The sequence below is a fragment of the Parafrankia elaeagni genome (assembly GCF_000374165.1).
GTDB classification, from domain to species: Bacteria; Actinomycetota; Actinomycetes; order Frankiales; family Frankiaceae; genus Parafrankia; species Parafrankia elaeagni.
Map to the genome: position 1 here is coordinate 1 of NZ_KB893694.1, position 21,400 is coordinate 21,400.

16 protein-coding genes and 2 pseudogenes are annotated in these 21,400 nt (G+C 70.9%); 11 read left to right on the top strand and 7 right to left on the bottom strand.

What is annotated here, in order from left to right; genetic code table 11:
- From B207_RS32640 to acnA, 5 genes and pseudogenes are all read left to right on the top strand, one after another.
- Nucleotides 1-792, top strand: a pseudogene (locus tag B207_RS32640) (GDP-mannose 4,6-dehydratase); the annotation flags it as partial.
- A gap of 185 nt (nucleotides 793-977) precedes the next feature.
- On the top strand, nucleotides 978-2,147 hold the full coding sequence (gene wecB, locus B207_RS32645; protein WP_018635480.1) for a non-hydrolyzing UDP-N-acetylglucosamine 2-epimerase: 1,170 nt from the start codon (nucleotides 978-980) through the stop codon (nucleotides 2,145-2,147).
- Nucleotides 2,148-2,174: 27 nt separating this feature from the next.
- Nucleotides 2,175-3,530 (top strand): nucleotide sugar dehydrogenase, encoded by a 1,356-nt coding sequence (locus B207_RS32650; RefSeq protein WP_035740029.1) that lies wholly within the window; start codon nucleotides 2,175-2,177, stop codon nucleotides 3,528-3,530.
- A 238-nt stretch (nucleotides 3,531-3,768) separates the two neighbouring features.
- Nucleotides 3,769-5,088, top strand: coding sequence for a glycosyltransferase (locus B207_RS32655; RefSeq protein ID WP_018635482.1), 1,320 nt, complete (start codon nucleotides 3,769-3,771; stop codon nucleotides 5,086-5,088).
- 472 nt (nucleotides 5,089-5,560) lie between these two features.
- Entirely contained in the window at nucleotides 5,561-8,344 is a 2,784-nt protein-coding gene (gene acnA / locus B207_RS0105275; RefSeq protein WP_018635483.1) for an aconitate hydratase, read from the top strand.
- A 114-nt stretch (nucleotides 8,345-8,458) separates the two neighbouring features.
- Here the strand turns inward: acnA and B207_RS0105280 are convergent, their stop codons facing one another.
- Nucleotides 8,459-8,800, bottom strand: a complete 342-nt coding sequence (locus B207_RS0105280; RefSeq protein WP_018635484.1) for a YkvA family protein — start codon at nucleotides 8,798-8,800, stop codon at nucleotides 8,459-8,461.
- A 296-nt stretch (nucleotides 8,801-9,096) separates the two neighbouring features.
- Here B207_RS0105280 and B207_RS0105285 point away from each other — a divergent pair, with 296 nt between their 5' ends.
- From B207_RS0105285 to B207_RS0105300, 3 genes are all read left to right on the top strand, one after another.
- Nucleotides 9,097-9,390 (top strand): type II toxin-antitoxin system TacA family antitoxin, encoded by a 294-nt coding sequence (locus B207_RS0105285; protein ID WP_018635485.1) that lies wholly within the window; start codon nucleotides 9,097-9,099, stop codon nucleotides 9,388-9,390.
- 121 nt (nucleotides 9,391-9,511) lie between these two features.
- Nucleotides 9,512-10,009: a GNAT family N-acetyltransferase gene (locus tag B207_RS0105295; RefSeq protein ID WP_026310702.1), complete on the top strand. Its 498-nt coding sequence runs from the start codon at nucleotides 9,512-9,514 to the stop codon at nucleotides 10,007-10,009.
- A gap of 569 nt (nucleotides 10,010-10,578) precedes the next feature.
- Entirely contained in the window at nucleotides 10,579-11,493 is a 915-nt protein-coding gene (locus B207_RS0105300) for a hypothetical protein (protein WP_154675164.1), read from the top strand.
- A 350-nt stretch (nucleotides 11,494-11,843) separates the two neighbouring features.
- On the opposite strand, the gene B207_RS0105305 is transcribed toward B207_RS0105300, so the two are convergent.
- The 4 genes from B207_RS0105305 to B207_RS0105320 form a co-directional block, all read right to left on the bottom strand.
- Entirely contained in the window at nucleotides 11,844-13,007 is a 1,164-nt protein-coding gene (locus tag B207_RS0105305; protein ID WP_018635488.1) for an acyl-CoA dehydrogenase family protein, read from the bottom strand.
- 54 nt (nucleotides 13,008-13,061) lie between these two features.
- Nucleotides 13,062-13,964: a 3-hydroxybutyryl-CoA dehydrogenase gene (locus tag B207_RS0105310; protein WP_026310703.1), complete on the bottom strand. Its 903-nt coding sequence runs from the start codon at nucleotides 13,962-13,964 to the stop codon at nucleotides 13,062-13,064.
- A gap of 166 nt (nucleotides 13,965-14,130) precedes the next feature.
- On the bottom strand, nucleotides 14,131-15,033 hold the full coding sequence (locus B207_RS0105315) for an AEC family transporter (RefSeq protein ID WP_018635490.1): 903 nt from the start codon (nucleotides 15,031-15,033) through the stop codon (nucleotides 14,131-14,133).
- A 57-nt stretch (nucleotides 15,034-15,090) separates the two neighbouring features.
- Nucleotides 15,091-15,408 (bottom strand): hypothetical protein, encoded by a 318-nt coding sequence (locus B207_RS0105320; protein WP_018635491.1) that lies wholly within the window; start codon nucleotides 15,406-15,408, stop codon nucleotides 15,091-15,093.
- A gap of 190 nt (nucleotides 15,409-15,598) precedes the next feature.
- Between B207_RS0105320 and B207_RS32660 the strand changes: the two genes are divergently transcribed.
- Both B207_RS32660 and B207_RS36695 read left to right on the top strand, forming a co-directional pair.
- A complete protein-coding gene (locus B207_RS32660; RefSeq protein ID WP_051102397.1) occupies nucleotides 15,599-16,807 on the top strand; it encodes an alkane 1-monooxygenase in 1,209 nt (402 codons plus the stop codon).
- A 524-nt stretch (nucleotides 16,808-17,331) separates the two neighbouring features.
- A pseudogene (locus B207_RS36695) lies at nucleotides 17,332-18,300 on the top strand (cation:proton antiporter); the annotation flags it as partial.
- A gap of 68 nt (nucleotides 18,301-18,368) precedes the next feature.
- On the opposite strand, the gene add reads toward B207_RS36695, so the two are convergent.
- Together add and B207_RS0105340 are read right to left on the bottom strand one after the other, a co-directional pair.
- Nucleotides 18,369-19,442, bottom strand: a complete 1,074-nt coding sequence (add, locus tag B207_RS0105335; protein WP_018635494.1) for an adenosine deaminase — start codon at nucleotides 19,440-19,442, stop codon at nucleotides 18,369-18,371.
- Nucleotides 19,443-19,588: 146 nt separating this feature from the next.
- Entirely contained in the window at nucleotides 19,589-20,311 is a 723-nt protein-coding gene (locus B207_RS0105340) for a lysophospholipid acyltransferase family protein (RefSeq protein WP_018635495.1), read from the bottom strand.
- Between the two features lie 345 nt (nucleotides 20,312-20,656).
- Here B207_RS0105340 and B207_RS0105345 point away from each other — a divergent pair, with 345 nt between their 5' ends.
- Nucleotides 20,657-21,343: a M50 family metallopeptidase gene (locus B207_RS0105345; protein ID WP_026310704.1), complete on the top strand. Its 687-nt coding sequence runs from the start codon at nucleotides 20,657-20,659 to the stop codon at nucleotides 21,341-21,343.
- Nucleotides 21,344-21,400 lie beyond the last annotated feature (57 nt).

Genomic DNA, 21,400 nt, shown 5'->3' on the forward strand with positions numbered 1-21,400 from the left:
GCGGTGGAGATCTCGCAGCCGGACGAGGTGTACAACCTGGGCGCGATCTCGTTTGTGGGGCTGTCGTGGAAACAGGCGGAGCTGACCGGCGAGACGACNGGTATGGGTGTGCTGCGGGTGTTGGAGGCGTTGCGGATCGCGGGCGGTAACGATCTGTCGCGGGTGCGTTTCTACCAGGCGTCGTCGTCGGAGATGTTCGGGAAGGTGCGGGAGACGCCGCAGCGGGAGACGACGCCGTTTCATCCGCGTTCGCCGTACGGGGTGGCGAAGACGTTCGGGCATTATCTGACGGTGAACTACCGGGAGTCGTACGGTCTGTTCGCTTGTTCGGGTTTGCTGTTCAATCACGAGTCGCCGCGGCGGGGGATCGAGTTCGTGACGAGGAAGATCTCGCGGGCGGTGTCGCGGATTTCGCTGGGGTTGCAGGAGTCGGTGTCGCTGGGGAATCTCGAGTCGCGGCGGGACTGGGGTTTCGCGGGGGATTATGTGGATGCGATGTGGCGGATGCTGCAGCAGGACTCGCCGGATGACTTCGTGGTGGCGACGGGGGAGACACACAGTATTCGCGAGTTGTTGGACGTCGCGTTCGCGCGGGTGGGGATCGAGGACTGGTCAGGGTATGTGCGGACCGACCCGCGGTTCTTCCGGCCGGCGGAGGTCGATGTGCTGGTAGGTGATGCGTCGAAGGCCCGGGAGGTGCTCGGGTGGAAGCCGCGGGTGGGTTTCCGGGAGCTGGTGGAGATGATGGTGGACGCCGACCTCGCCGCCGAGCGGGCCGAGGCGTCGCGGGCCGATCAGGACGGACTCGGCGGCGCGAAGTACCCGGCCGGTTCGACCGACCTGGCCGCCTCGACCGCCTCGACCGCCCCGGTCGGCCCGGTAGACCCGGCTGGCTCGGGCCGACCGGGCGCGCCGCGGGTGCCGGCCGTGCGCCGGGCGTCCGAGGGCGGGCTGGAGCGCAACGGCACGGCCGCCTCGTGACCCCGTCAGGCCCGCACGCGGTCGTCGTCGCCGGGGCTCGGCCGAACTTCATCAAGGTGAAGCCGGTGCTCGACGCGCTGGAGGCGGCCGGCGTGCGGACCACGCTGGTCCACACCGGGCAGCACTACGACGACGCGATGAGCGGGGTCTTCTTCGCCGACCTGGGTCTGCGTCGACCTGATCACCACCTGGAGGCCGGGTCCGGCTCCCATGCGGTGCAGACCGCCGCGGTGATGACCGCCTTCGAGCCGCTGCTGGACGAGCTGGCCCCCGACGTCGTCGTGGTGGTCGGTGATGTGAACTCGACGCTCGCCTGTGCGCTGGTGGCGGCGAAGTCGGCCGTCCCGGTGGCGCATGTGGAGGCGGGCCTGCGCAGCGGTGACCGCACCATGCCCGAGGAGATCAACCGGATCGTCACCGACCGGCTGTCCGACCTGCTGTTCGCACCCAGCCCCGAGGGTGTCGACCATCTGCTCGCCGAGGGTGCGCGGCCGGAGGACGTGCACCTCGTCGGCAACGTCATGGTCGACACGCTGCTGGCCTGCCGAGAGCGAGCCCACGCGCGGCCCACCCTGGCCGAGCTGGGCCTGCGGCCCGGTGGATACGGCCTGGTGACGCTGCACCGGCCGAGCAATGTGGACGACCCCGCGGTGCTGGAAGGCCTGCTTGCGGCGCTGGGGGAGATCGCCGACCGCTGCCCGCTGGTGTTCCCGGTCCATCCGCGGACCGCCGGGCGGCTGGCCGGACGGCTTCCGGCCGGGGTGCGCGCGCTCGGGCCGGCCGGCTATCTCGACTGTGTCGCCCTGCAGATGGGCGCGCGGCTGGTGCTGACCGACTCCGGCGGGGTGCAGGAGGAGTCGACGGTGCTCGGTGTGCCCTGTCTGACGCTGCGGGAGAGCACCGAGCGTCCGATCACGGTGACTGAGGGTACTAATCGGGTAGTGGGCTGTTCGCGGGCGGCGATCGTCTCCGCCGCGGTCGAATGGCTTGACAGTCCGCCGCCGCCACGGCGTCCCGCGCTGTGGGACGGGCGTGCCGGTGAGCGGATCACCGCGGTCCTGGTGCGCAGTCTCGGTCGCCGGCACGACGGGCAGCTGTCCTCAACCAGGGTCCCGGCAAGCAGGCCGATAGCGGAGCGTGACACGAACCCCTCGGTACATAGCTGAGAGTAGTTGTTGCGCCACACTGTGACTATGACTTCTTCGGGAAAGCTGGTGGTGGTAGGTCAGGGGTATGTCGGCCTCCCGCTTGCGATGCGGGCGGTCGAGAACGGATGGCAGGTGGTGGGCGTCGACGTCGACGCCCGGAGGGTCAAACGGCTGGCGGCCGGCGAGTCCTATGTCGAGGACATCCCGGATCGCCAGCTCCGCGCCGCGCTCGACTCCGGCCGGTACGAGGCAACGGCCGACTACGCCGCCGCGGCGGCCTTCGACGTCGCGGTGGTCACCGTGCCGACCCCGTTGCGGGAGGCCGCACCCGACCTCAGTTTCGTGATTGACGCCGCACGGAGCCTGGCGCCGCTGGTGACGCCCGGCGCGACAATTGTGCTGGAGTCGACCACCTACCCGGGCACGACGGAGGAGCTTTTCGGGCCGTTGCTGGAGGAGGGGTCCGGCCTGAGCGTCGGCAGCGACTTCCGGCTCGGATACTCGCCGGAACGCATTGATCCGGGAAATCGGACCTGGCGGCTGGACAACACGCCGAAAATCGTCTCCGGCGTGGACGCGCACTCGCTCGCGGCGGTCACGGCGTTCTACGACTCGCTGGTGGAGCGGACCGTTCCGGTCGCCTCGACCAGGACCGCGGAGCTCACCAAACTGCTGGAGAACACCTTCCGGCACGTCAACATCGCCCTGGTTAACGAGCTCGCCATGTTCGCCCACGAGCTCGGCGTGGACGTCTGGGAAGCGATTGACGCGGCCTCGACCAAACCGTTCGGCTTCATGCCCTTCCGGCCGGGGCCCGGGGTGGGAGGGCACTGTCTGCCCATCGATCCGTCGTACCTGTCCTGGCGTGTCCGGTCCCGTCTCGGGCGCAGTTTCCGGTTTGTCGAACTGGCGAACGATATCAATGACCATATGCCGGACCATGTCGTGGGCAGGGTCACCGACATTCTCAACCGGCAGGGCTGCGCCGTCCGCGGCAGCCGCGTTCTGCTGCTCGGCCTGGCCTACAAGAAGAACACCGGTGACTGCAGGGAGTCGCCGGCGACCAGGGTGGCTGCCCGGCTGGCTGATCTCGGCGCCGAGGTGCGCGCGGCCGATCCTCATGTCGACGCCGCGCATGTCCCGGGGCGGATCGCGCTTGTCGATGCCGACGCCACCCAGACCGCCGCGGCCGACCTGGTGGTGGTGCTGGTCGACCATGATGCCTTCAGTCGGGAGATCGTGCTCCGCCACGCCGGAGCCGTCCTGGATACCCGGTGCTGGCTGCGGGCGGAGTCGGCGCCGGAGCCGGCACTGGCTCCGACGTCAACACCGGCACCGGCCGGTGCCGGTGTTCCTCGGCAGCGTTCCCCTTCGGGGCCGGTGCTCGTCGAGTCCCTGTGACCGCGGTGGTCGGCGACGCCCCGCCTTTCCGTTCAACCTCCCCAGTGTCCTGACTCTATGTAGTAGAACTCTCTCTGTGTGTTGGAGAAGGTTGCCGGATGTCTGACTGGGAAGCTCAAGGTCTGGTGGCGCGCACGTGTGGTAAACGACTCGGCGGCAGACCGGCAGGTGGCATGCGAATGGGTGGCAGGGGCACGGCAGCGGGCCGGCGCAGGAACTCGACCGGCCTGGTCGACCGGTGACGGCCGGACACACGGTGGGCGGCGAGCAGGCCGCCGGACCGGCCGTCACCGACAGCCCCGGGCTCGGCCCGGCCGCCGGGGACCCCGGCAGGGTCGACCGTTCCCGAGGGACGGAGAGCCGCCGGGAGTCGGCGGCGACAGCCCCGGCCCGGCCCGGCCGCACCAGCCCGGTGACGGTACTCGAAGTGCTCCCGCGGATGGACCGGGCGGGGGAGACGATCCGCGCGGTCAACCTTCTCCGCAGGCTGGACCCGGCGGAGTACCGGCTGCTGTTCTGCGTCACCTCCGCCCACCACGGCTCGATGGACGAGGAGATCCGGGCGCTCGGCGGCGAGGTCTACCACTGCCCCGCCGGCCCGCGGTTCCCACTCGCCTTTCACCGGCTGCTGCGTGAGGTCCGGCCGGACCTCGTCCATGCGGGCGTGGGGGTGTTCTCCGGAGTTGTGCTGGCGGTGGCCCGGGCGGCCGGGGTGCGGCGCCGGGTCGCGCACTTCTTCACCACCACCGACCAGCGCGGTGACACCGTGGGCGGGCGCCTGCGGCGTACCGCCGGGCGGGTGTTGCTCGACGCCTTCGCCACCGACCTGCTCGCGGTCAGCGAGGCGGCCATGCGCGGCCAGTGGCGCGAGAGCTGGCGCCTGGACCCGCGGTGCCGCGTCATCTACAACGGCGTCGAGCTCGAGCCGTTCGGCGTGGCCATCGCGGGCCAGCGCCCCCTGCCCTCCCTCCCCGACCTGGACGACTTCGGGGACGTCGTGACGCAGCCGCTGACCGTCCTGCACATCGCCCGTCCCGACCCGGTCAAGAACCGGTCCCGCGCGGTCGAGATCGTCGCGGCGATGTGCACCCGCGGTTTCGACGCCCGGCTGCGGGTCGTCGGGCGGCAGTCCGAGGAGGAGACCGAGGGGCTGCTGACGCTCGCCCGCGGGCTGGGAGTATCCGACCGTGTCGAGTTCCTCGGGGAGCGCGGCGACGTACCGAAGCTCCTGGTCAACTCGTCGCTGCTGCTGGTGACCTCGCTGCGCGAGGGGCTGCCGAGCGTGGTGCTCGAGGCCTGCGCCGTCGGCACCCCGGTGCTGTCGTCCGACCTCCCGGGCGTGGCGGAGATCGCCCGGGTGCTGCCCGGGATCACCATGCTGCCCCTGAGCACCCCGAACGAGATCTGGGCCAGCACCGCGGCCGATCTCGCCATCGTGCCGCCCACCCTGGACGAGCGTCGGGAGGCGATGCGCCGGCTGCGGCGCTCGCCGTTCACCATGGAGAACTGGCAGCGCGACATCACCGCCGTCTGGTCGGAGCCGCAGTCGCGGCCGTAGCCGAGCGGTAGCGGCGGCCGTCCGACGGTCGTAGCGTGGCCGACGGGGACCGACGGTCAGGTCTGTCCCACCCGTCCAAGGTGGACCCGGCCGGGGTGGGACATCCCACCTTGTGCCGGGGTGCGTTCGGGGCGTGCCGGCAGGATGCCGAACGTCCCGTGCTGCCCGGCCGGTGGGCATGAGGTGCACGTCCGGACGGACCACCTGATATTTTTAGCGTTGCTAACTAAATGGTGACGCGGATGGCCGGGACCGTTTGCCGGTGTCCGGGAGGCGATGGTCACACTCCTGGCGGCCCTTGCTCGAGAGCTACCAGCCGCTCTGGCCGTCGCCGTCACCCCTGGGAGTGCCAGGATGGGGCGAGAGGTGGTCGACCGTGACGAACTCAGGGTCGGGCATCTGTGATCGCTGCTGGTGTCGAACCTCCCCGCCGACGAGAGGTGGGTGAGGTGACGAGGAGGAGACGAAGGCCATGGACAGCTTCGGCAGCACCGGCAGACTCGCGGTAGGTGATCGTACCTACACGATCAGGCGGTTGGACGCGGTGCCCGGGGCGGACCGCCTGCCGTACAGCCTCCGTGTTCTGCTCGAGAACCTGCTGCGCACCGAGGACGGCGCCAACATCACGGCCGACCACGTGCGTGCGCTCGCCGCCTGGGACCCGGCCGCGGAGCCGAGCCAGGAGATCCAGTTCACCCCGGCCCGGGTGATCATGCAGGACTTCACCGGTGTGCCCTGCGTCGTCGACCTCGCCGCCATGCGCGAGGCCGTCGTCGCCCTGGGGGGCGACTCGTCGAAGATCAACCCGCTGGCCCCGGCCGAGATGGTGATCGACCACTCGATCATCGCCGACCACTTCGGCCGGCCGGACGCCTTCGAGCTCAACGCCACCCTGGAGTTCCAGCGCAACCGTGAGCGCTACCAGTTCCTGCGCTGGGGCCAGGCTGCGTTCGACAACTTCACCGTGGTGCCGCCGAACACCGGCATCGTGCACCAGGTCAACGTCGAGCACCTCGCCCGCGTCGTCTTCACGAAGGAGACCGCCGAGGGCACCCTGGCCTACCCCGACACCCTCGTCGGGACGGACAGCCACACCACCATGATCAACGGTCTCGGTGTGCTCGGCTGGGGCGTCGGCGGCATCGAGGCCGAGGCCGCGATGCTCGGCCAGCCGGTCAGCATGCTGATCCCGACCGTCGTGGGCTTCAAGCTCACCGGCGAGATGCCCCCCGGCACCACCGCCACCGACATGGTGCTCACCATCACCGAGCAGCTGCGCAAGCACGGCGTCGTCGGCCGGTTCGTCGAGTTCTACGGCGAGGGCGTGGCGAACGTCCCGCTGGCGAACCGCACCACCATCGGCAACATGAGCCCGGAGTACGGCTCCACCTGCGCGATCTTCCCGATCGACGCCGAGACCCTGTCCTACCTGCGGCTCACCGGCCGGCCCGCCGAGCTCGTCGCGCTGGTCGAGGCGTACGCCAAGGAGCAGGGCCTGTGGCACGACCCGAGCCACGAGGCGAAGTACACCACCACCCTCGAGCTCGATCTGTCGACGGTCGTCCCGTCGCTGGCCGGGCCGAAGCGCCCGCAGGACCGGGTGCCGCTGTCCGTCGCGAAGCCGTCGTTCCGCAGGGCGCTCGCCGACTACGCGAAGCCGACCACGCTGGTGGACGGCGGCGCGGACGCGGCCGACGCCGAGTCCTTCCCGGCCTCCGACTCGGCCGCGGCGTTCGGCGACAAGCCGTCGGACGCGCCGGTCTCGGCCAACGGGGTCGCCGGTGACGTCAGCGGACGTCCGTCCAACCCGACGAGCGTGACCCTGGCCGACGGCACCACCTTCGAGATCGACCACGGGGCGGTCGCGATCGCGGCGATCACCTCCTGCACCAACACGTCGAACCCGCAGGTCATGCTGGGCGCGGCGCTGCTCGCACGGAACGCGGTGGAGAAGGGTCTGACCCGCAAGCCGTGGGTGAAGACCACCTTGGCTCCCGGTTCCAAGGTGGTCATGGACTACTACGAGCGGGCCGGCCTCGTCCCCTACCTGGAGAAGGTCGGCTTCAACCTGGTGGGCTACGGCTGCACCACCTGCATCGGCAACTCGGGCCCCCTGGAGGAGGAGATCTCCGCCGGGATCAACGGCGCCGACCTGGCCGTGGTCAGCGTGCTGTCGGGCAACCGGAACTTCGAGGGCCGGATCAACCCGGACATCAAGATGAACTACCTGGCGTCCCCGCCGCTGGTCGTCGCCTACGCGCTGGCCGGCACGATGGACATCAACCTCGACACCGACCCGCTGGGTACCGACACCGCCGGCGAGCCGGTCTACCTGCGTGACATCTGGCCGAGCGAGGCCGAGGTCGCCGAGGTCGTGAGCAGCTCGATCGCCTCCAAGATGTTCGAGGACGGCTACGGCGACCTCTCCGGTGACGCCCGCTGGCAGGCGCTGCCGATCGGCGACGGCGGCGAGGTCTCCCAGACCTTCGACTGGGTCGAGGACTCCACCTACGTCCGCCACCCCCCGTACTTCGAGGGGATGACCGCCAAGCCGGCGCCGCGCACCGACATCAACGGCGCCCGGGTGCTGGCCTACCTGGGGGACTCGGTCACCACCGACCACATCTCCCCGGCCAGCTCCATCAAGAAGGACTCCCCGGCCGGGCGGTACCTCACCGAGCACGGGGTGGCCCCGTCCGACTTCAACTCCTACGGGTCGCGCCGCGGCAACCACGAGGTGATGATCCGCGGGACGTTCGCCAACATCCGGCTGCGCAACAAGCTGGTGCCGGGCGTGGAGGGCGGCATCACCCGCCACCTGCCCGACGGCGAGCAGTTGGCGATCTACGACGCCGCCCAGAGGTACGCGGCTGACGGTGTGCCGCTGGTGGTCCTCGCCGGCAAGGAGTACGGCTCCGGCTCGTCCCGTGACTGGGCGGCGAAGGGGACCGCGCTGCTGGGCGTGCGGGCGGTCATCGCCGAGTCCTACGAGCGGATCCACCGCTCCAACCTGATCGGGATGGGCGTCCTGCCGCTGCAGTTCCCGGTCGGGCAGTCCGCGGAGTCGCTCGGGCTCACCGGTGAGGAGACCTTCACCATCACCGGCCTGGCCGACATCGACGAGAAGACCCCCACCATCACCGTGCAGGCGGGGGACGTCTCGTTCGAGGCCGTGGTGCGCATCGACACCCCCGGCGAGGCGGAGTACTACCGCCACGGCGGGATCCTGCTCTACGTCCTGCGCTCGCTGATCTGAGTCGCGTGCCGGGTGTGGCCCGGGGAGGCCCGATCAGGCCTCCCCGGGCCCACTCCGGCGCACCCGGGCAGCGGCGTCGTCCGGCGTCCGTGCCCGGGCCGGCCGGGAGTGACGTCAGCGCCGGCCGATGCCGCGGCCGCGTGGGCGGGCGTCCAGCATCCTCGGCTCGCCACCTCTGGGCACGGCCCGGCGGGAATCGACCAGCCTGCGCAGGTAGAACAGCGCCCCGAGGATCACCGCCACGTCGTCGACCAGCCCGACCGGCCCCAGCGGGAACTCGGGGACGGCGTCGACCGGCGAGACCACGTAGACCAGGCTGGTGATCGCCGCGGCCACCCCCTGGATCGGCATCCGGTAGCGCCGCAGCAGGTAGACGGTGCCGACGACCAGCACCACTCCCACCACCGCGATCACCCCGAGGATGACCACGAGCGTCGTGCCGAGACCGTCGCTCATCGACGTGCCGCGGCTCGACGTGCCGCGGGGCCGCGCCCGCGCTCCATGCGGCGCCCGGCGGGCCCGAACAGGCCCGGCCGCCGCCGTGTCCCTGGCTGGTAGGCCATCGTGATGCTCACCGTTCCTCCGTTGGAAGGGGAAGAGTGGGGGATGAGGGTGATCCAGGAGATGCCCGCCAGCACGCAGGTTCGAACATCCGCGGCGCCCCGATCGGATCTCCCGCCCACCTTCCGGCCGTGCCGGCGCGGAGGAGACCCGACGTCGCATCTCGTGGACGGAAACGGCAGACTGCCAGTATGAGCTCCGCCGCGGACGAGAACATCACGGTCAGCCTGCCCGAGGAGGACGCGGAGATCATCCGTTCCGCCGCGGAGGCCGAGGGCCTGAGCCTGAGCATGTTCGCGGCCGAGAGTATGCGACGCCACGCCCGCGACGTGCTGGCCGACCGCCGCCTGTTCCGCGTCTCCGACTCCGCCTGGGCGGAGCTGGAGGCCATGCTGCAGACACCCCCGGCTGACAACCCGCGGCTGCGCCGGCTCCTCGACGAGGAACCCGGCAAGGAGCAGCCTCCCGGCCCGCAGGACGCCTAGGACCGTCAGCGGTACCCGCTCACGCCTGGCGCCTGCTCCCGCGCCGCGCGCCGATACCGGTGCCGTGAGCGGCCAGCTCCACCACCATCTGATCGGCCATGGCTGAAGGGGGAACCGATCCGTGTCGCTCACGAAACCGTCGGCTCTGACGGAGAGTCACGACACGGTCGCGTTTGGCTGCGGCGATCCTGCTGTGGACAGCTGGCTGCGCCACCATGCGAAGGATCACCAGCAGGAACGGATCACCAACACCTTCGTGATCCTCGACGGGTCCACCATCGCCGGCTTCTACTGCCTGGCCACCGGGGCCATCGAACGAGTCTCGACGCCCTCCCGGTGGCGCTCACGCCGCCCTGCCGACCCCGTGCCGCTCATGCTGCTCGGCCGGCTCGCAGTGGACGTCCGTCACCAGGGCCGGGGCGTCGGCGCCCGGCTCGTCCGCGACGCCACGATGCGGGCGCTCACAGTGCGGCGCATGGTGGGCACGCCGCTGCTCGGCGCGCACGCCGTTGCACCCGCGGGCCAGGCCTTCTACCGGCACTTCGGTTTCAGACCCAGCGCCGTGGATCCCTGGCTCACCCTGCTGCCGCTGCAGAACGCCGCCGGCCCGCCGGCCTGACCGCGTCGGTCACCGGCTCCGGGGAGGGCTCGGGCCCACCGGTGACGACAGGACCGTCCACCGGTGACAGGTCAGGCCCGCTCGTTCGCCTGTAGACACATTCTCCGATGCTCCTGCTCGGGCCCCGGCGCGGCTATTGGCACGCCCGGCCCGGACGAAAAGGTGTGCGCGCTTCGTGGGCGCCCGATAGTGGATTTCCGTCGGAGCTTTTCCGTCCGGTTTCCGTGAGCGATATGCGCTTACCCGGGTCCGGGGTTAGACGGTTCTTTGGTGCCACTTCTGCCAAGTTTCCGTGGGTGGCTTTCCCGGCGGGTGGCTGGATTTTCCGCCGAGATGTCGGGTCCGGGTCGTGCGTCTTGACCTTAAAGCTGGTTTCCCACAGAAAACTAGGCGTCGCGTGTGGCTGGGGCGTATCGGGTCGGGGTGTTCTCGTGTCCGTCGGAATACTGCTGAAAGGGCGCTGGAGGAGCCCTGGGACACGCCTGTTTCGTCCTGCGATCGAGACGGCTCAGGACGGCTATGTTGTCCCCGAGTAGCTGAGGAAAATGATCGCCCTGAAAGGTTGAAGAATGACAAACAAGATGGGACGGCGTACTGCTGTTCTGGCCACCTCGGGGATGGTTTCTGTCGCGGTGGTGCTGGGGGCGGGTGCGGGCGTTGCGCAGGCTGCGCCCCAGGGCGCTGTGGCGGGAGTGCACAAACCGGAAGTGAAGAAGGACAGCATATCGATAAGCTACGAGCGCGTCCTGTGGTTCGACAACAAGGACAAGAAGGAGCACCCGAAGGAGAAGGAGTGGCCGTGGTACGACGAGGCGGCCGCCGGTCAGGGCGGTTATGACGACCCGGCCCTCGGCCAAGGGCCGGCCGATCTGGAGGAGCCGGATGCCTTCGTGGACTCGGTGCTCGACTCCGGCCTCGCTCCCGGCATCGGTGAGCCCTCCGCGGACCCGGACCCGAGCGCCACCTACGGCCCGCGGGACGATTACAAGAAGAAGTACAGCGAGATCTCGAAGCGCAAGGACGCCATCAGCTACGAGCGCGTCCTCTGGTTCGCGGATAAGGACAAGAAGGAGCACCCGAAGAAGGAATGGCCCAAGCACGAGAAGGACTACGACGAGGAGGACTACGACGAGAGGGACGGCTGGTCAGAGTTTGACGACGATTCCCTCGGCTACCCGGTCGACGCGGAGGACTCCGGTGCTGGCCTCGGTCCGGCTGCGGTCGAACCTGTCGCGGTCGAGCCGGCTGCCAGCGAGCTCGCTGCCTACGGCCCCGCCGCGTACAGCCCCGCCGCCTACGAGCCGGTCGCGTACAAGCCGGGCTACGACAAGCACGTGAACCTGCTGAAGAAGAAGATCAGGATCACCATCGAGCGGATTCTCTGGTTCGACTCCAAGAAGAAGCACGACAGGCACGACTCCAACCCGTGGAGCGGCCAGCAGTACCCGTACCTGCCTGAGCAGACGTCGACGCCGCTGATCTAGCAGCTGATCTAGCAGCTGAACAGCCGGTTGGGAACACCGGCTTTCGCGGCGCGAGCGCAAACGGGCGCCGCCCTGACCCAGGCGGCGCCTGACTGTGCCACGCCCGTTCCAGGAATACCCCCTCGGGGGCGCCGGACGCAGCTGGGATCGGAACCTGTCCTGCCGGGTTACCGGCCTCGTGCGGCGGGGGCCATCTCGAACTCCGAGGCGCCGCTCCGAGTAGAACCGAGCCTGGCCGCGGCTGTGTGTCGATGGGGTCCGTGTACGGCACGCCGGCACGGGCGGTCGGGCTACCGGGCCCGCCGCCCACGCCGGGTACCGTCTCCGCTGCCAGGGGAAGCGCGAGGGCGCTAGCCCCTGAGCAGGGCGCGGGACATGACGATGCGCTGGATCTGGTTGGTGCCCTCGTAGATCTGGGTGATCTTCGCGTCCCGCATCATCCGCTCGACCGGGAAGTCGCGGGTGTAGCCGGCGCCGCCGAAGAGCTGGACGGCGTCGGTGGTGACCTCCATCGCGACGTCCGAGGCGAAGCACTTCGCGGCGGCGGTGATGAAGCCCAGGTTCGGCTCGCCGCGCTCGGCGCGGGCCGCGGCGACGTAGACCATGTGCCGGGCGGCCTCGATCTTCATCGCCATGTCGGCGAGCATGAACTGGACGGCCTGGTTGTCCGCGATCGCGCGGCCGAACTGGCGGCGCTCCCGCACGTAGTCGAGGGAGGCGTCGAGCGCGCCCTGGGCGATCCCGACGGCCTGAGCGCCGATGGTCGGGCGGGTGTGGTCGAGGGTGGCGAGCGCGGTGCGCAGGCCGCTGCCGGGCTCGCCGATGATCCGGTCCGCCGGGATCGTGCAGTTCACGAGGTGGATCTCGCGGGTGGGGGAGCCCTTGATCCCGAGCTTGCGCTCCTTGGAGCCGACCTCGAAGCCGGGGTCGTCCGCGCGGACGACGAAGGCGGAGATGCCGTTGGCGGGCTTCGCCGCGTCCGGGTCGGTGACGGCCATGACGGTGTACCAGGTGGACTCGCCGGCGTTGGTGATCCAGGTCTTGGTGCCGTTGAGGACCCAGTGGTCCCCGTCGAGACGAGCCCGGGTGCGCATGGACGCGGTGTCGGAGCCGGCCTCGCGCTCGGAGAGGGCGTAGGAGGCGGTCGCCTCGCCGCTGGCGAGGGAGGGCAGGACCAGCTTCTTCAGGTCCTCCGAGCCGGACAGCAGGATCGGCATCGTCCCCAGCTTGTTGACCGCCGGGATGAGGGAGGAGGAGGCACAGACCCGGGCGACCTCCTCGATGACGATGCAGGTCGTCACCGAGTCGGCCCCCTGGCCGCCGTAGATCTCCGGGACGTGGACCGCGTTGAACCCGGAGCGGGTCAGCGCGTCCCGGGCCTCGCTCGGATACCTCTCGCGCTCGTCGACGTCCGCGGCGAACGGGGCGATCTCCTTCTCGGCGAGATCGCGGACCGCCTCACGGACAGCGTCGTGTGTGTCGTTGAGCCGGTAGGCGTCGAAGTTCGGATCCACGGCGGTGTCGTCCTCGTCCTAGGTCGGTCGTGACCGGTCCGGAAGCGTGACCGGTCAGGCGTAGCGGTGGAAGCCGCGGCCGCTCTTCTTCCCGAGCAGCCCGGCGTCGACCATGCGCAGGAGCAGCGGCGGCGGCGAGTACAGGGGCTCCTTGAACTCGTCGTAGAGCGACTCGGCGACGGCCTTGACGGTGTCGAGCCCGATCAGGTCGATGAGCCGCAGCGGGCCCATCGGGTGGGCGCAGCCGAGCACCATGCCCAGGTCGATGTCCTCGGGGGAGGCGAAGCCGGACTCCTGCATCCGGATCGCCGACAGCAGGTAGGGAACGAGAAGGGCGTTCACCACGAAGCCCGCGCGGTCCTGGGAGCGGATCACCTGCTTGCCCAGCGCGGAGGTGACGAACTCCTGCGCCCGGCTGAGGGCGGCCTCCGAGGTGAGGAGGGACGGGACGAGCTCGACCAGCTTCATCACCGGCACCGGGTTGAAGAAGTGCACACCCAGTACCTGCTCCGGGCGGCCGGTCGCCATCCCGAGCTTCATGATCGGGATGGACGAGGTGTTGGACGCGAGGATGGCCGCGGGGTCGACGACGACCTTGTCGAGCGCGGCGAAGATCTCGGTCTTGACCTGCTCGTTCTCCGCGACGGCCTCAACGGTGAACTGGCGGTCGGTGAAGTCGCCGAGGTCGGTGGTGAAGCTCAGCCGGCCCAGCGCAGCGTCCCGGTCGGCCTCGGTGAGCTTGCCGCTGCGGGCGCCGCGGTCGAGCGAGGCGGTGACCCGCTTGCGGCCGGCCTCGACCGCTCCCGCGTCCACCTCCCGGACCAGCACGTCGAGCCCTGCCCGCGCGCAGGCTTCGGCGATGCCGGAGCCCATGAGGCCGCATCCGACCACGCCGACCCGGCGGATCTCGGACGTCGCCTGCTCGGGCGAGGCCTGTACCTGCTGTGTCTCGGCCACCTGGCCGCCTCCGTTCTCGCGCTGCTCGTCACTGCGCCGAACCCCGTGCCGAGTGTCCACGGTCGGCCCGGCGTTTGCGACCCAGCGATACTCGTCCTATCCAACTATAGGACGCCCTTGTAGTTGGTTGCCGGTTCCACGATCCTGCGGGGGCCCACCCGGACGGTCAGGGATGCAGGGGGAGCGACCACAGCGCGAGCGTGCCGACGGACAACGGCACCCCGACGCCGACCAGGAGACTCGGCAGCGGGCGGGCCAGCCCGTACCGGTCGGCGAGGATCGCACCGGCCACCATGGGCGGCATCGCGGTCTCGAACAGCGCGACCCTGACGTCCGGGTCGCCGAACAGTCCGGTGGCCAGGTACACCGCAACCACCAGCGCCGGGGCCACGGCGAGTTTCACGCCCAGCCCCAGGGCCAGCTCCCGCCACCACTCGCGCACCGCGGGCAGTCGCAGCTGCAGACCGACGGAGAACAGCGCCAGCGGCGTCAGGGTGCCGCCGATCGAGGCGAGCGCCTCGTCCAGCCAGACCGGGTACTCGACCGGGCGCAGCGCCAGCGCCAGCACCAGGGCGACGAGGGAGGGGCGGGCGAGCGCCCTGCGGGCCACGGCCAGCGGTGACGTGGCAGTGCCGGCCGCGGCGGTCACCACGACCAGGACCACGGTGTTGAGGACCAGGTACGACCCGAGCTGGTCGGTCAGCAGCGCGATCGGCACCCAGGACTCGCCGAAGAAGGCGGTGACCATCGGGATGCCCACGAACGAGGTGTTCGCCACCGCGGTGGTGGCGATCAGCGCGGCCACGACCTCCCTCGACAGCCGCATCACCCGCGCCGCCACCAGGTAGATCAGCACCGTCACCGCACAGAGCAGGTACGGGGCCGCGACCACGAGCACGATCCTGGACGGGATCTCGACGTCGTGGAGGACGTGCAGGGTCAGGGCGGGCAGCGCGATGTCGAGCAGCCAGATACCCAGCGCCCGCGGGGCGTCCTCGGCGAACCGGTGCGCGCGCTGGGCGGCGATGCCCGCGACAAGACCGACAAGCACCACGACCAGGGCGGACACCGGCGCATCGTTTCAGCCCGGCAGCGCCGCGCCACCCGCCCCGCGACGTCGCCTGCGTCACTCGGCGGGGGCGTCGGGGCCTTCCGGTCGGCTTTGCTGACCTCTGGTGGTGGCTCGTCGCGCGATCCGGGTGCGGTAGAGCCGGTTGAAGGTGATGTGCACCACGAAGAGCAGCCCGGCGACGAGGTAGTTCACGTCGCCGAGCGACCGCTGACCCGGCAGGGGCAGGAGCGTGTAGGTGATCAGGACGGCGGCGGCGAGGAAGAGCGTGCCGATCGTGACGCCGCCGATCCACGGCGGCGCGTCCGTCATCGACCCGTGCGCTCGTGTCGCGGCTCGGGTGGCGCCGGGCGGCGGCTCGGTCTGCGCGGTCACAGGAACCAGTGTGCACCGCGCGGCCGCCACGGGTGAGTGGTGATTCACCGCGTGATGGGCGATTGTTCCTGTCGGTGGTGGGTGTGACACTGCGGTGACAGATCGGAACAGGCCCGGCGCGCCGGTGCCCGGGAGGGGCGTGACCCGCCCGGCATGCGGCCCGCGGCGGGCGGGCGGAAGGGCAACGGGAATGGCTGCACCAGTGCTGGTCGACCAGACCGGAGCGAAATGGCGCGACGGCAAGCGGTACATGTGGCTGACCGCGCTGATCCCCCCGCTCCTGCCGATCGTCTCCTTCGGGCTCTGGCACCGCACCGGCTCCGGCCTGCCGTGGTGGCTGACCCCGCTCTTCGTCTTCGGGCTGCTGCCGCTGCTCGACGCGACGTCCCCGAAGGACCCGGTCAGTGCGCCGGACTGGACGCGCCCGGCGCTGGACACCGACCGCTACTACCGCTGGTGCACCTACCTCTACCTGCCGCTGGCGGGTATAGCCCTGGCTCTCGGCTGTTGGGCGTGGGTGGAGGGCGACCTCTCGCCGGTCGAGCGGGTGGCCGTGGTCCTCGCTCTCGGCATCGTCACCGGGATCGGCATCAACACCGCCCACGAGCTGGGCCACAAGCGGGACCGGCTGGAACGTGTCCTGGCCAAGGCCATGCTCGCGGCCTCCGTCTACGGCCATTTCCATGTGGAGCACAACCGGGGCCATCACGTCCGCGTCGCCACCGCCGCCGACCCGGCGAGCGCCAGGCTGGGGGAGAGCTTCTGGCGGTTCTGGCCGCGCACCGTCGGCGGCAGCCTGCGCTCCGCCTGGGAGCTGGAGGCACGCCGGCTGCGCCTGCGCGGGCGCTCGCCGTGGTCGCGGCACAACGAGGTGCTGAGCTCGTGGGGCTACACCGTGGTGCTCTTCGCCGCACTCGCGGTGGCGTTCGGCGCACCGGCCCTGGTCTTCCTCGCCCTGCAGGCCGTCGTCGGCTTCTCCCTGCTCGAAGCCGTCAACTACATCGAGCACTACGGGCTTGGCCGGGCCCGGCTGGAATCCGGCCGGTACGAAAAGGTCGAGCCCCGGCACAGCTGGAACAGCGACGACGTCATCAGCAACCTGGCGCTCTACCATCTGCCTCGGCACAGTGACCATCATGCGTTTCCGACGGTGCGGTACCAGTCGCTGCGCTCGTTCGATTCCGCGCCGCAGCTGCCGGCTGGCTACGGATCGATGATCCTGGCTGCGCTCGTTCCCCGGTTCTGGTTCCGGGTGATGGACCCGCGGGTCGTCGCGCACTACGGCGGCGATGTCACCAGGGCCAACATCGAGCCCCGCCGGCGGTCACAGCTCCTTGCCCGTCACGGCGGCGCGGGGGCCGAGAACGTCCGTAAGGCCGAGGCCCGCCCGGTCGGCTGACCGCTGTCAACACCCTGCGAGAAAAGCCGGTAACCAGTAGGCACGGTCGCGGTGGATCATTCGACGCGAACGCGCGTAACGCGGTTTCTCGCTGGCCACGCCACCACGTCTGACCGCCGGCGAACGCGTGCCGCTTCTTTCCGCGGACCACCTCAGGATCTTCGTCTGCTGGCTATTCTCGTGTTGGTGGCCTTCACACGCCGCGGAACCTCGCGGTGGGGCGTGCCCACAAACCCGGACCGACGGTCGGTCGGAGTTTCGGGGGCCCGGGCATCCCGGTATCAGGGAGAGGGTCCGGGCCGGGTCCGCGTCACCTTCGCCGATCACAGTGTGCCCGGACGGCACCTGCGCGTCGGCATTCCAGGGCCCGGCTCGGGGGCCGGGCCGAAGGTACTTCGCGGTGGTGGGAGCGGCCGGCCTTGTACACGACAGAAGCGGCGACGATAGTGGCAGCCCCGGTGGCGCCGTTGTCGCATCATTGGTGAACTGCTGGCGGGTGTGCTGGTGGGCCCGTCACTGCGGTGGGCTGGTCACTGCTGTCGGTGGTGTCCACGATGGCCACAACCGGCGTGCGGGGTGGGGACATCGCCTGGCCGGTGCTGAGCGTGCTCGGCGTCATCGCCTTCGCACTGGTCCTGGGCCGGCCGCTGGCCCGGCTGGTGGTCGCGCTGGGAGATCTGGCCCATCAGCCGACCGGCGAGACGGATGAGGCGGGAGGGCGGGCCGCGGCGAATCCGGTGGACCTGGCGGCCGGCGCCGGTTCTCCCCGTGCCAGTGAGGCCGGACCCGCCCCGTCCGCCGGAGTGGCCTCTCCCGTCGGGCCCGCCTCTCCCGTCGAGCCCACACCGACCGCCGGGGCGGCCGGGCTGGTCAAGACCGGCAGCGGGACTGCGTCGGCCAGTGGTTCCCCGTACGGCGTCGCGGTCGCCGTCCTGTTCATCTTCGCCGCGGCGGCGGGAACACATGCGCTCAGGCTGGAGGCGATCCTGGGAGCCTTCGTCGCCGGCATCCTGCTCGGTTCGACGCCGACGATCGACCTCCGCCGGCTCGAACCGTTGCGGCTGGTGGTCGTCGGCGTCCTGGCGCCGATCTTCTTCGCCTCGGCCGGGCTGCGCATCGACCTGACAGCCCTGGCCGAGGCCGAGGTGGCGATCGCCGGAGTCGTCATTCTGGCCCTGGCGATCTTCGGCAAGTTCGCCGGCGCCTACATCGGCGCGCGGATCAGCCGGCTGGGGCACTGGGAGGCGCTGTCCCTCGGCGCCGGCCTCAACGCCCGCGGTGTGATCGAGATCGTCGTGGCCGGCACCGGGCTGCGTCTCGGTGTGCTCTCGCCGGCGATGTACACCGTGATCGTGCTGGTGGCGATCGCCACGTCGATCATGACGCCGCCCATCCTGCGGGCGACCATGCGCCGGGTCGAGCAGACCGCGGAGGAACAGCTGCGGGAGCTGGACCTCGCTGACCGGCGCAGCTTCGCGCCCGGCGGCGTGTAGCCGGCCCGCGTCCGCCCGGGCCCCCGTCCCGGCCTGCCTCGACCTGTCCCGCGGCCTCCGGCGGCCGGTCAGGCGGCCGGCGCCGCCTCGACGCCGAGAACCACCGCCGCGGCGGCGAACTCGTCCCGTAGCCGCCGCTTGCCGGCCTCGTCCAGGAAGGAGTGCTCTACCGCGGCGGCGGCCATCTCGAAGACCTGCTGGCGGGAGAGCCCCAGTGAGCGCAGGGCGTGCAGGTACTCCGTCCGCAGGGTCGTGTTGAACATCGGCGGGTCGTCGCTGTTCAGGTTCACGGCCAGCCCCTGGGCGATCATCTCGGGCAGCGGGTGCACCGCGTAACCGGCGACCGCGCCGGTGCGCAGGTTGGACGTCGGGGAGACCTCCAGCGGGATCCGGTGCCGGCGCAGATGGTCGACCAGGGCCGGGTCCTCCAGCGCACTGGTGCCGTGCCCGATCCGCTCGGCGTGCAGGAACTCCAGAGCGTCCCAGATCGTCCGCGGGCCGGTCGTCTCGCCCGCGTGCGGGATGCAGTGCAGTCCGGCGTCGCGGGCGGCGGTGAACACCGGGCCGAACTGGGGCCGCGGCACGCCCACCTCCGGCCCGCCGAGCCCGAGGGCGATCACACCCTCGCCACCGTGGGCCAACGCGAGCTCCAGGGTGCGCTCGCCGGACGTCACGTTGTCGGTACCCGGCAGCCCGGGGATGTCGGTGATCCAGCGCACCTGGATGCCGGCCTCCCGTTCGGCGTCGAGCCGGCCGGCCTCCACCCCGGCGAACACGGCCGCCGGGTCGACCCCGCGCTGGACGTGCAGCCAGGGCGTGAACGTGATCTCGGCGTAGCGCACCCGCTGCCCGGCCAGGCCGAGCGCGGTCTCGCGGGCCAGCAGGCGGAAGTCCTCCTCGTCCCGCAGCACCTGGACAGCGGCCAGGTAGACCTCGATGAAGTGGTCGAAGTCGCGGAACTCGTAGTAGGCCCGCAGGGCCTCCAGATCGGTCGGCAGATGGTCGAGGTCGTGGCGCCGGGCCAGCTGGAGCAGGGTGCCCGGCCGCATCGACCCTTCCAGGTGGACGTGCAGTTCCACCTTGGGCAGCGCATCGACGAACTCCTCGTCCGTGACCACCGCGCCGGTGTCGCCATCCCTCACGCCGCTCTCCGTTCCGTCGACTCCGCCGGCTCCAGCTCGCAGCCCCGGGCCTCGCAGCCCCGGGCCTCGTCGCCCCGGGCCTTGGCACCCCGGGCCTTGGCGACCCGGCACCAGCCGGTCCGCCAGATCCATCCTGGCGGACCGGGTCAGGGCGTGGGCCGCGCCGGTGGCTCCGGGGCCGACCCGCCGAGGTGGGCGGGCAGCCACCAGGGCGACTCACCGGGCGGCGGGTCCGGGTAGCGGCGCTGGGCGTCGTCCAGGATCTCCCTCACCGTCAGTTCCAGCAGCGCCGTTCCGGCTTGGGCGTCCTGCAGCGCCGAGGCGGGCACCGGCTTCCCGACTGTGATCGACACCGGAGTGCCGACCGCCGCCCGCAGGTTGCGCGGCCGGTCCTTGGTCAGGATCCGCTGGCTGCCCCACACGACCAGCGGGATGACCGGCACGTCGGCCTCGGCGGCCATCCGGGCCGCGCCCGACTTGAACGGCGCCAGGCAGTAGCTCGGGTTGATCGTGGCCTCGGGGAACACCCCGACCAGCTCCCCGTCGCCCAGCGCGCGGACCGCGGCGCGCAGTGACCCGGCGCCGGCCGCCCGGTCCACCGGGATGTGGTGCATGCCGCGCATCAGCGGCCCGCTCACCCGGTGATCGAAGACCTGCTTCTTGGCCATGAACCGGACCATCCGGCGCTGGGACCACCAGAAGGGCACCCCGGCCAGGGCGAAGTCCAGGTACGAGACGTGGTTGATCAGGACGACGCCGCCGCCGGACGCCGGCACGTTCTCCTCGCCGCGCACGTCCAGCTGCAGCCGCAGCGCGCGGAAGAGACCGAGCGCCGTGTGCAGCACCGGCCGATACACGTATTCCGCCATACCGCGGATTCCTCCCCATCGGGTGCCTCGCCGTCGCGCCGTCCCGGTCAGGATGTCACCGGCGGGCGCGGGAGCACCGTCCGCGCCGGCCGGCGGTGGACGCCGGACCATCGTGCGCCAGTCAGCGGCCCGAGTCGTGCATTCGTCCCCGAGACCGTGCTCATCGAACTGCCCCGCCTCCGCCACGGTGTCGCCCGCCGGGAGGGAAATGCGGGATTATCGGGACGCCCACCAACGAGCCCACCCGGCCGTGGGTGCGGCGACACCCGACGGCCGAGCCCACCCGGCCGTGGGTGCGGCGACACCCGATGACGCAAGACGAGGGAAGGGGCAGCCACGTCCGATCTGCTGAGCCGGAGTTTCGACGCGCAGCCGGCCCCTGCCCACTGGATCCTCGTGGTGACCGGCGTCGTCGCGCTGCTCACCGTCGCCAGCGACCGCGTCTGGCCGACCGCGCGGCATGTGGTGACGATCGCGCACGAGGGCGGGCACGCCCTCGTCGCCGTCGCCACCGGACGCCGCCTCACCGGAGTCCGGCTGCACTCCGACACCTCGGGGGTGACGGTCTCGTCGGGCCGCCCGACCGGGCCGGGCGTGATCCTGACCGTCGCCGCCGGTTACACCACCCCGTCACTGCTCGGGCTGGGGGCGGCGGGCCTGCTCGCCACCGGGCGGGTCACCCTGCTGCTCCAGCTTCTGGTCGCGTTGCTGCTGACCATGCTGGTCGTGGTCCGCAACGGGTTCGGCGTGCTGTCGGTGCTGGTCAGCACAGCTGTGGTGCTCGGTGTCTCGTGGTTCGCCGCGGACGACGTCCAGGCCGGCTTCGCCGCCTACGCCACCTGGTTCCTGCTGGTGGGTGCCGTGCGGCCGATCGTCGAGGTGCAGCGCCAACGCCGTCGCCGGCGGGCGTGGGACTCCGACCCCGACCAGCTGGCGCGCCTCACCGGTCTGCCGGGCACGTTCTGGGTCGGCGCGTTCGGCGCGGTGTCCCTGGGCTGCCTCGCGGCGGCCGCCGCCGCCCTCGTCGTCTGACAGGTCGTCCCACCGCGCGGGTCGTCCCACCGCGGTCGGCGGGAACTGTCGCACCCG

Bases quoted from the DNA above. Each gene is read 5' to 3' on its own strand.
- B207_RS32650 (WP_035740029.1), top strand. From the start codon at position 2,175: ATGACTTCTTCGGGAAAGCTGGTGGTGGTAGGTCAGGGGTATGTCGGC.
- acnA (WP_018635483.1), top strand. From the start codon at position 5,561: ATGGACAGCTTCGGCAGCACCGGCAGACTCGCGGTAGGTGATCGTACC.
- B207_RS0105280 (WP_018635484.1), bottom strand. From the start codon at position 8,800: ATGAGCGACGGTCTCGGCACGACGCTCGTGGTCATCCTCGGGGTGATC.
- B207_RS0105285 (WP_018635485.1), top strand. From the start codon at position 9,097: ATGAGCTCCGCCGCGGACGAGAACATCACGGTCAGCCTGCCCGAGGAG.
- B207_RS0105300 (WP_154675164.1), top strand. From the start codon at position 10,579: ATGACAAACAAGATGGGACGGCGTACTGCTGTTCTGGCCACCTCGGGG.
- B207_RS32660 (WP_051102397.1), top strand. From the start codon at position 15,599: ATGGCTGCACCAGTGCTGGTCGACCAGACCGGAGCGAAATGGCGCGAC.
- B207_RS0105340 (WP_018635495.1), bottom strand. From the start codon at position 20,311: ATGGCGGAATACGTGTATCGGCCGGTGCTGCACACGGCGCTCGGTCTC.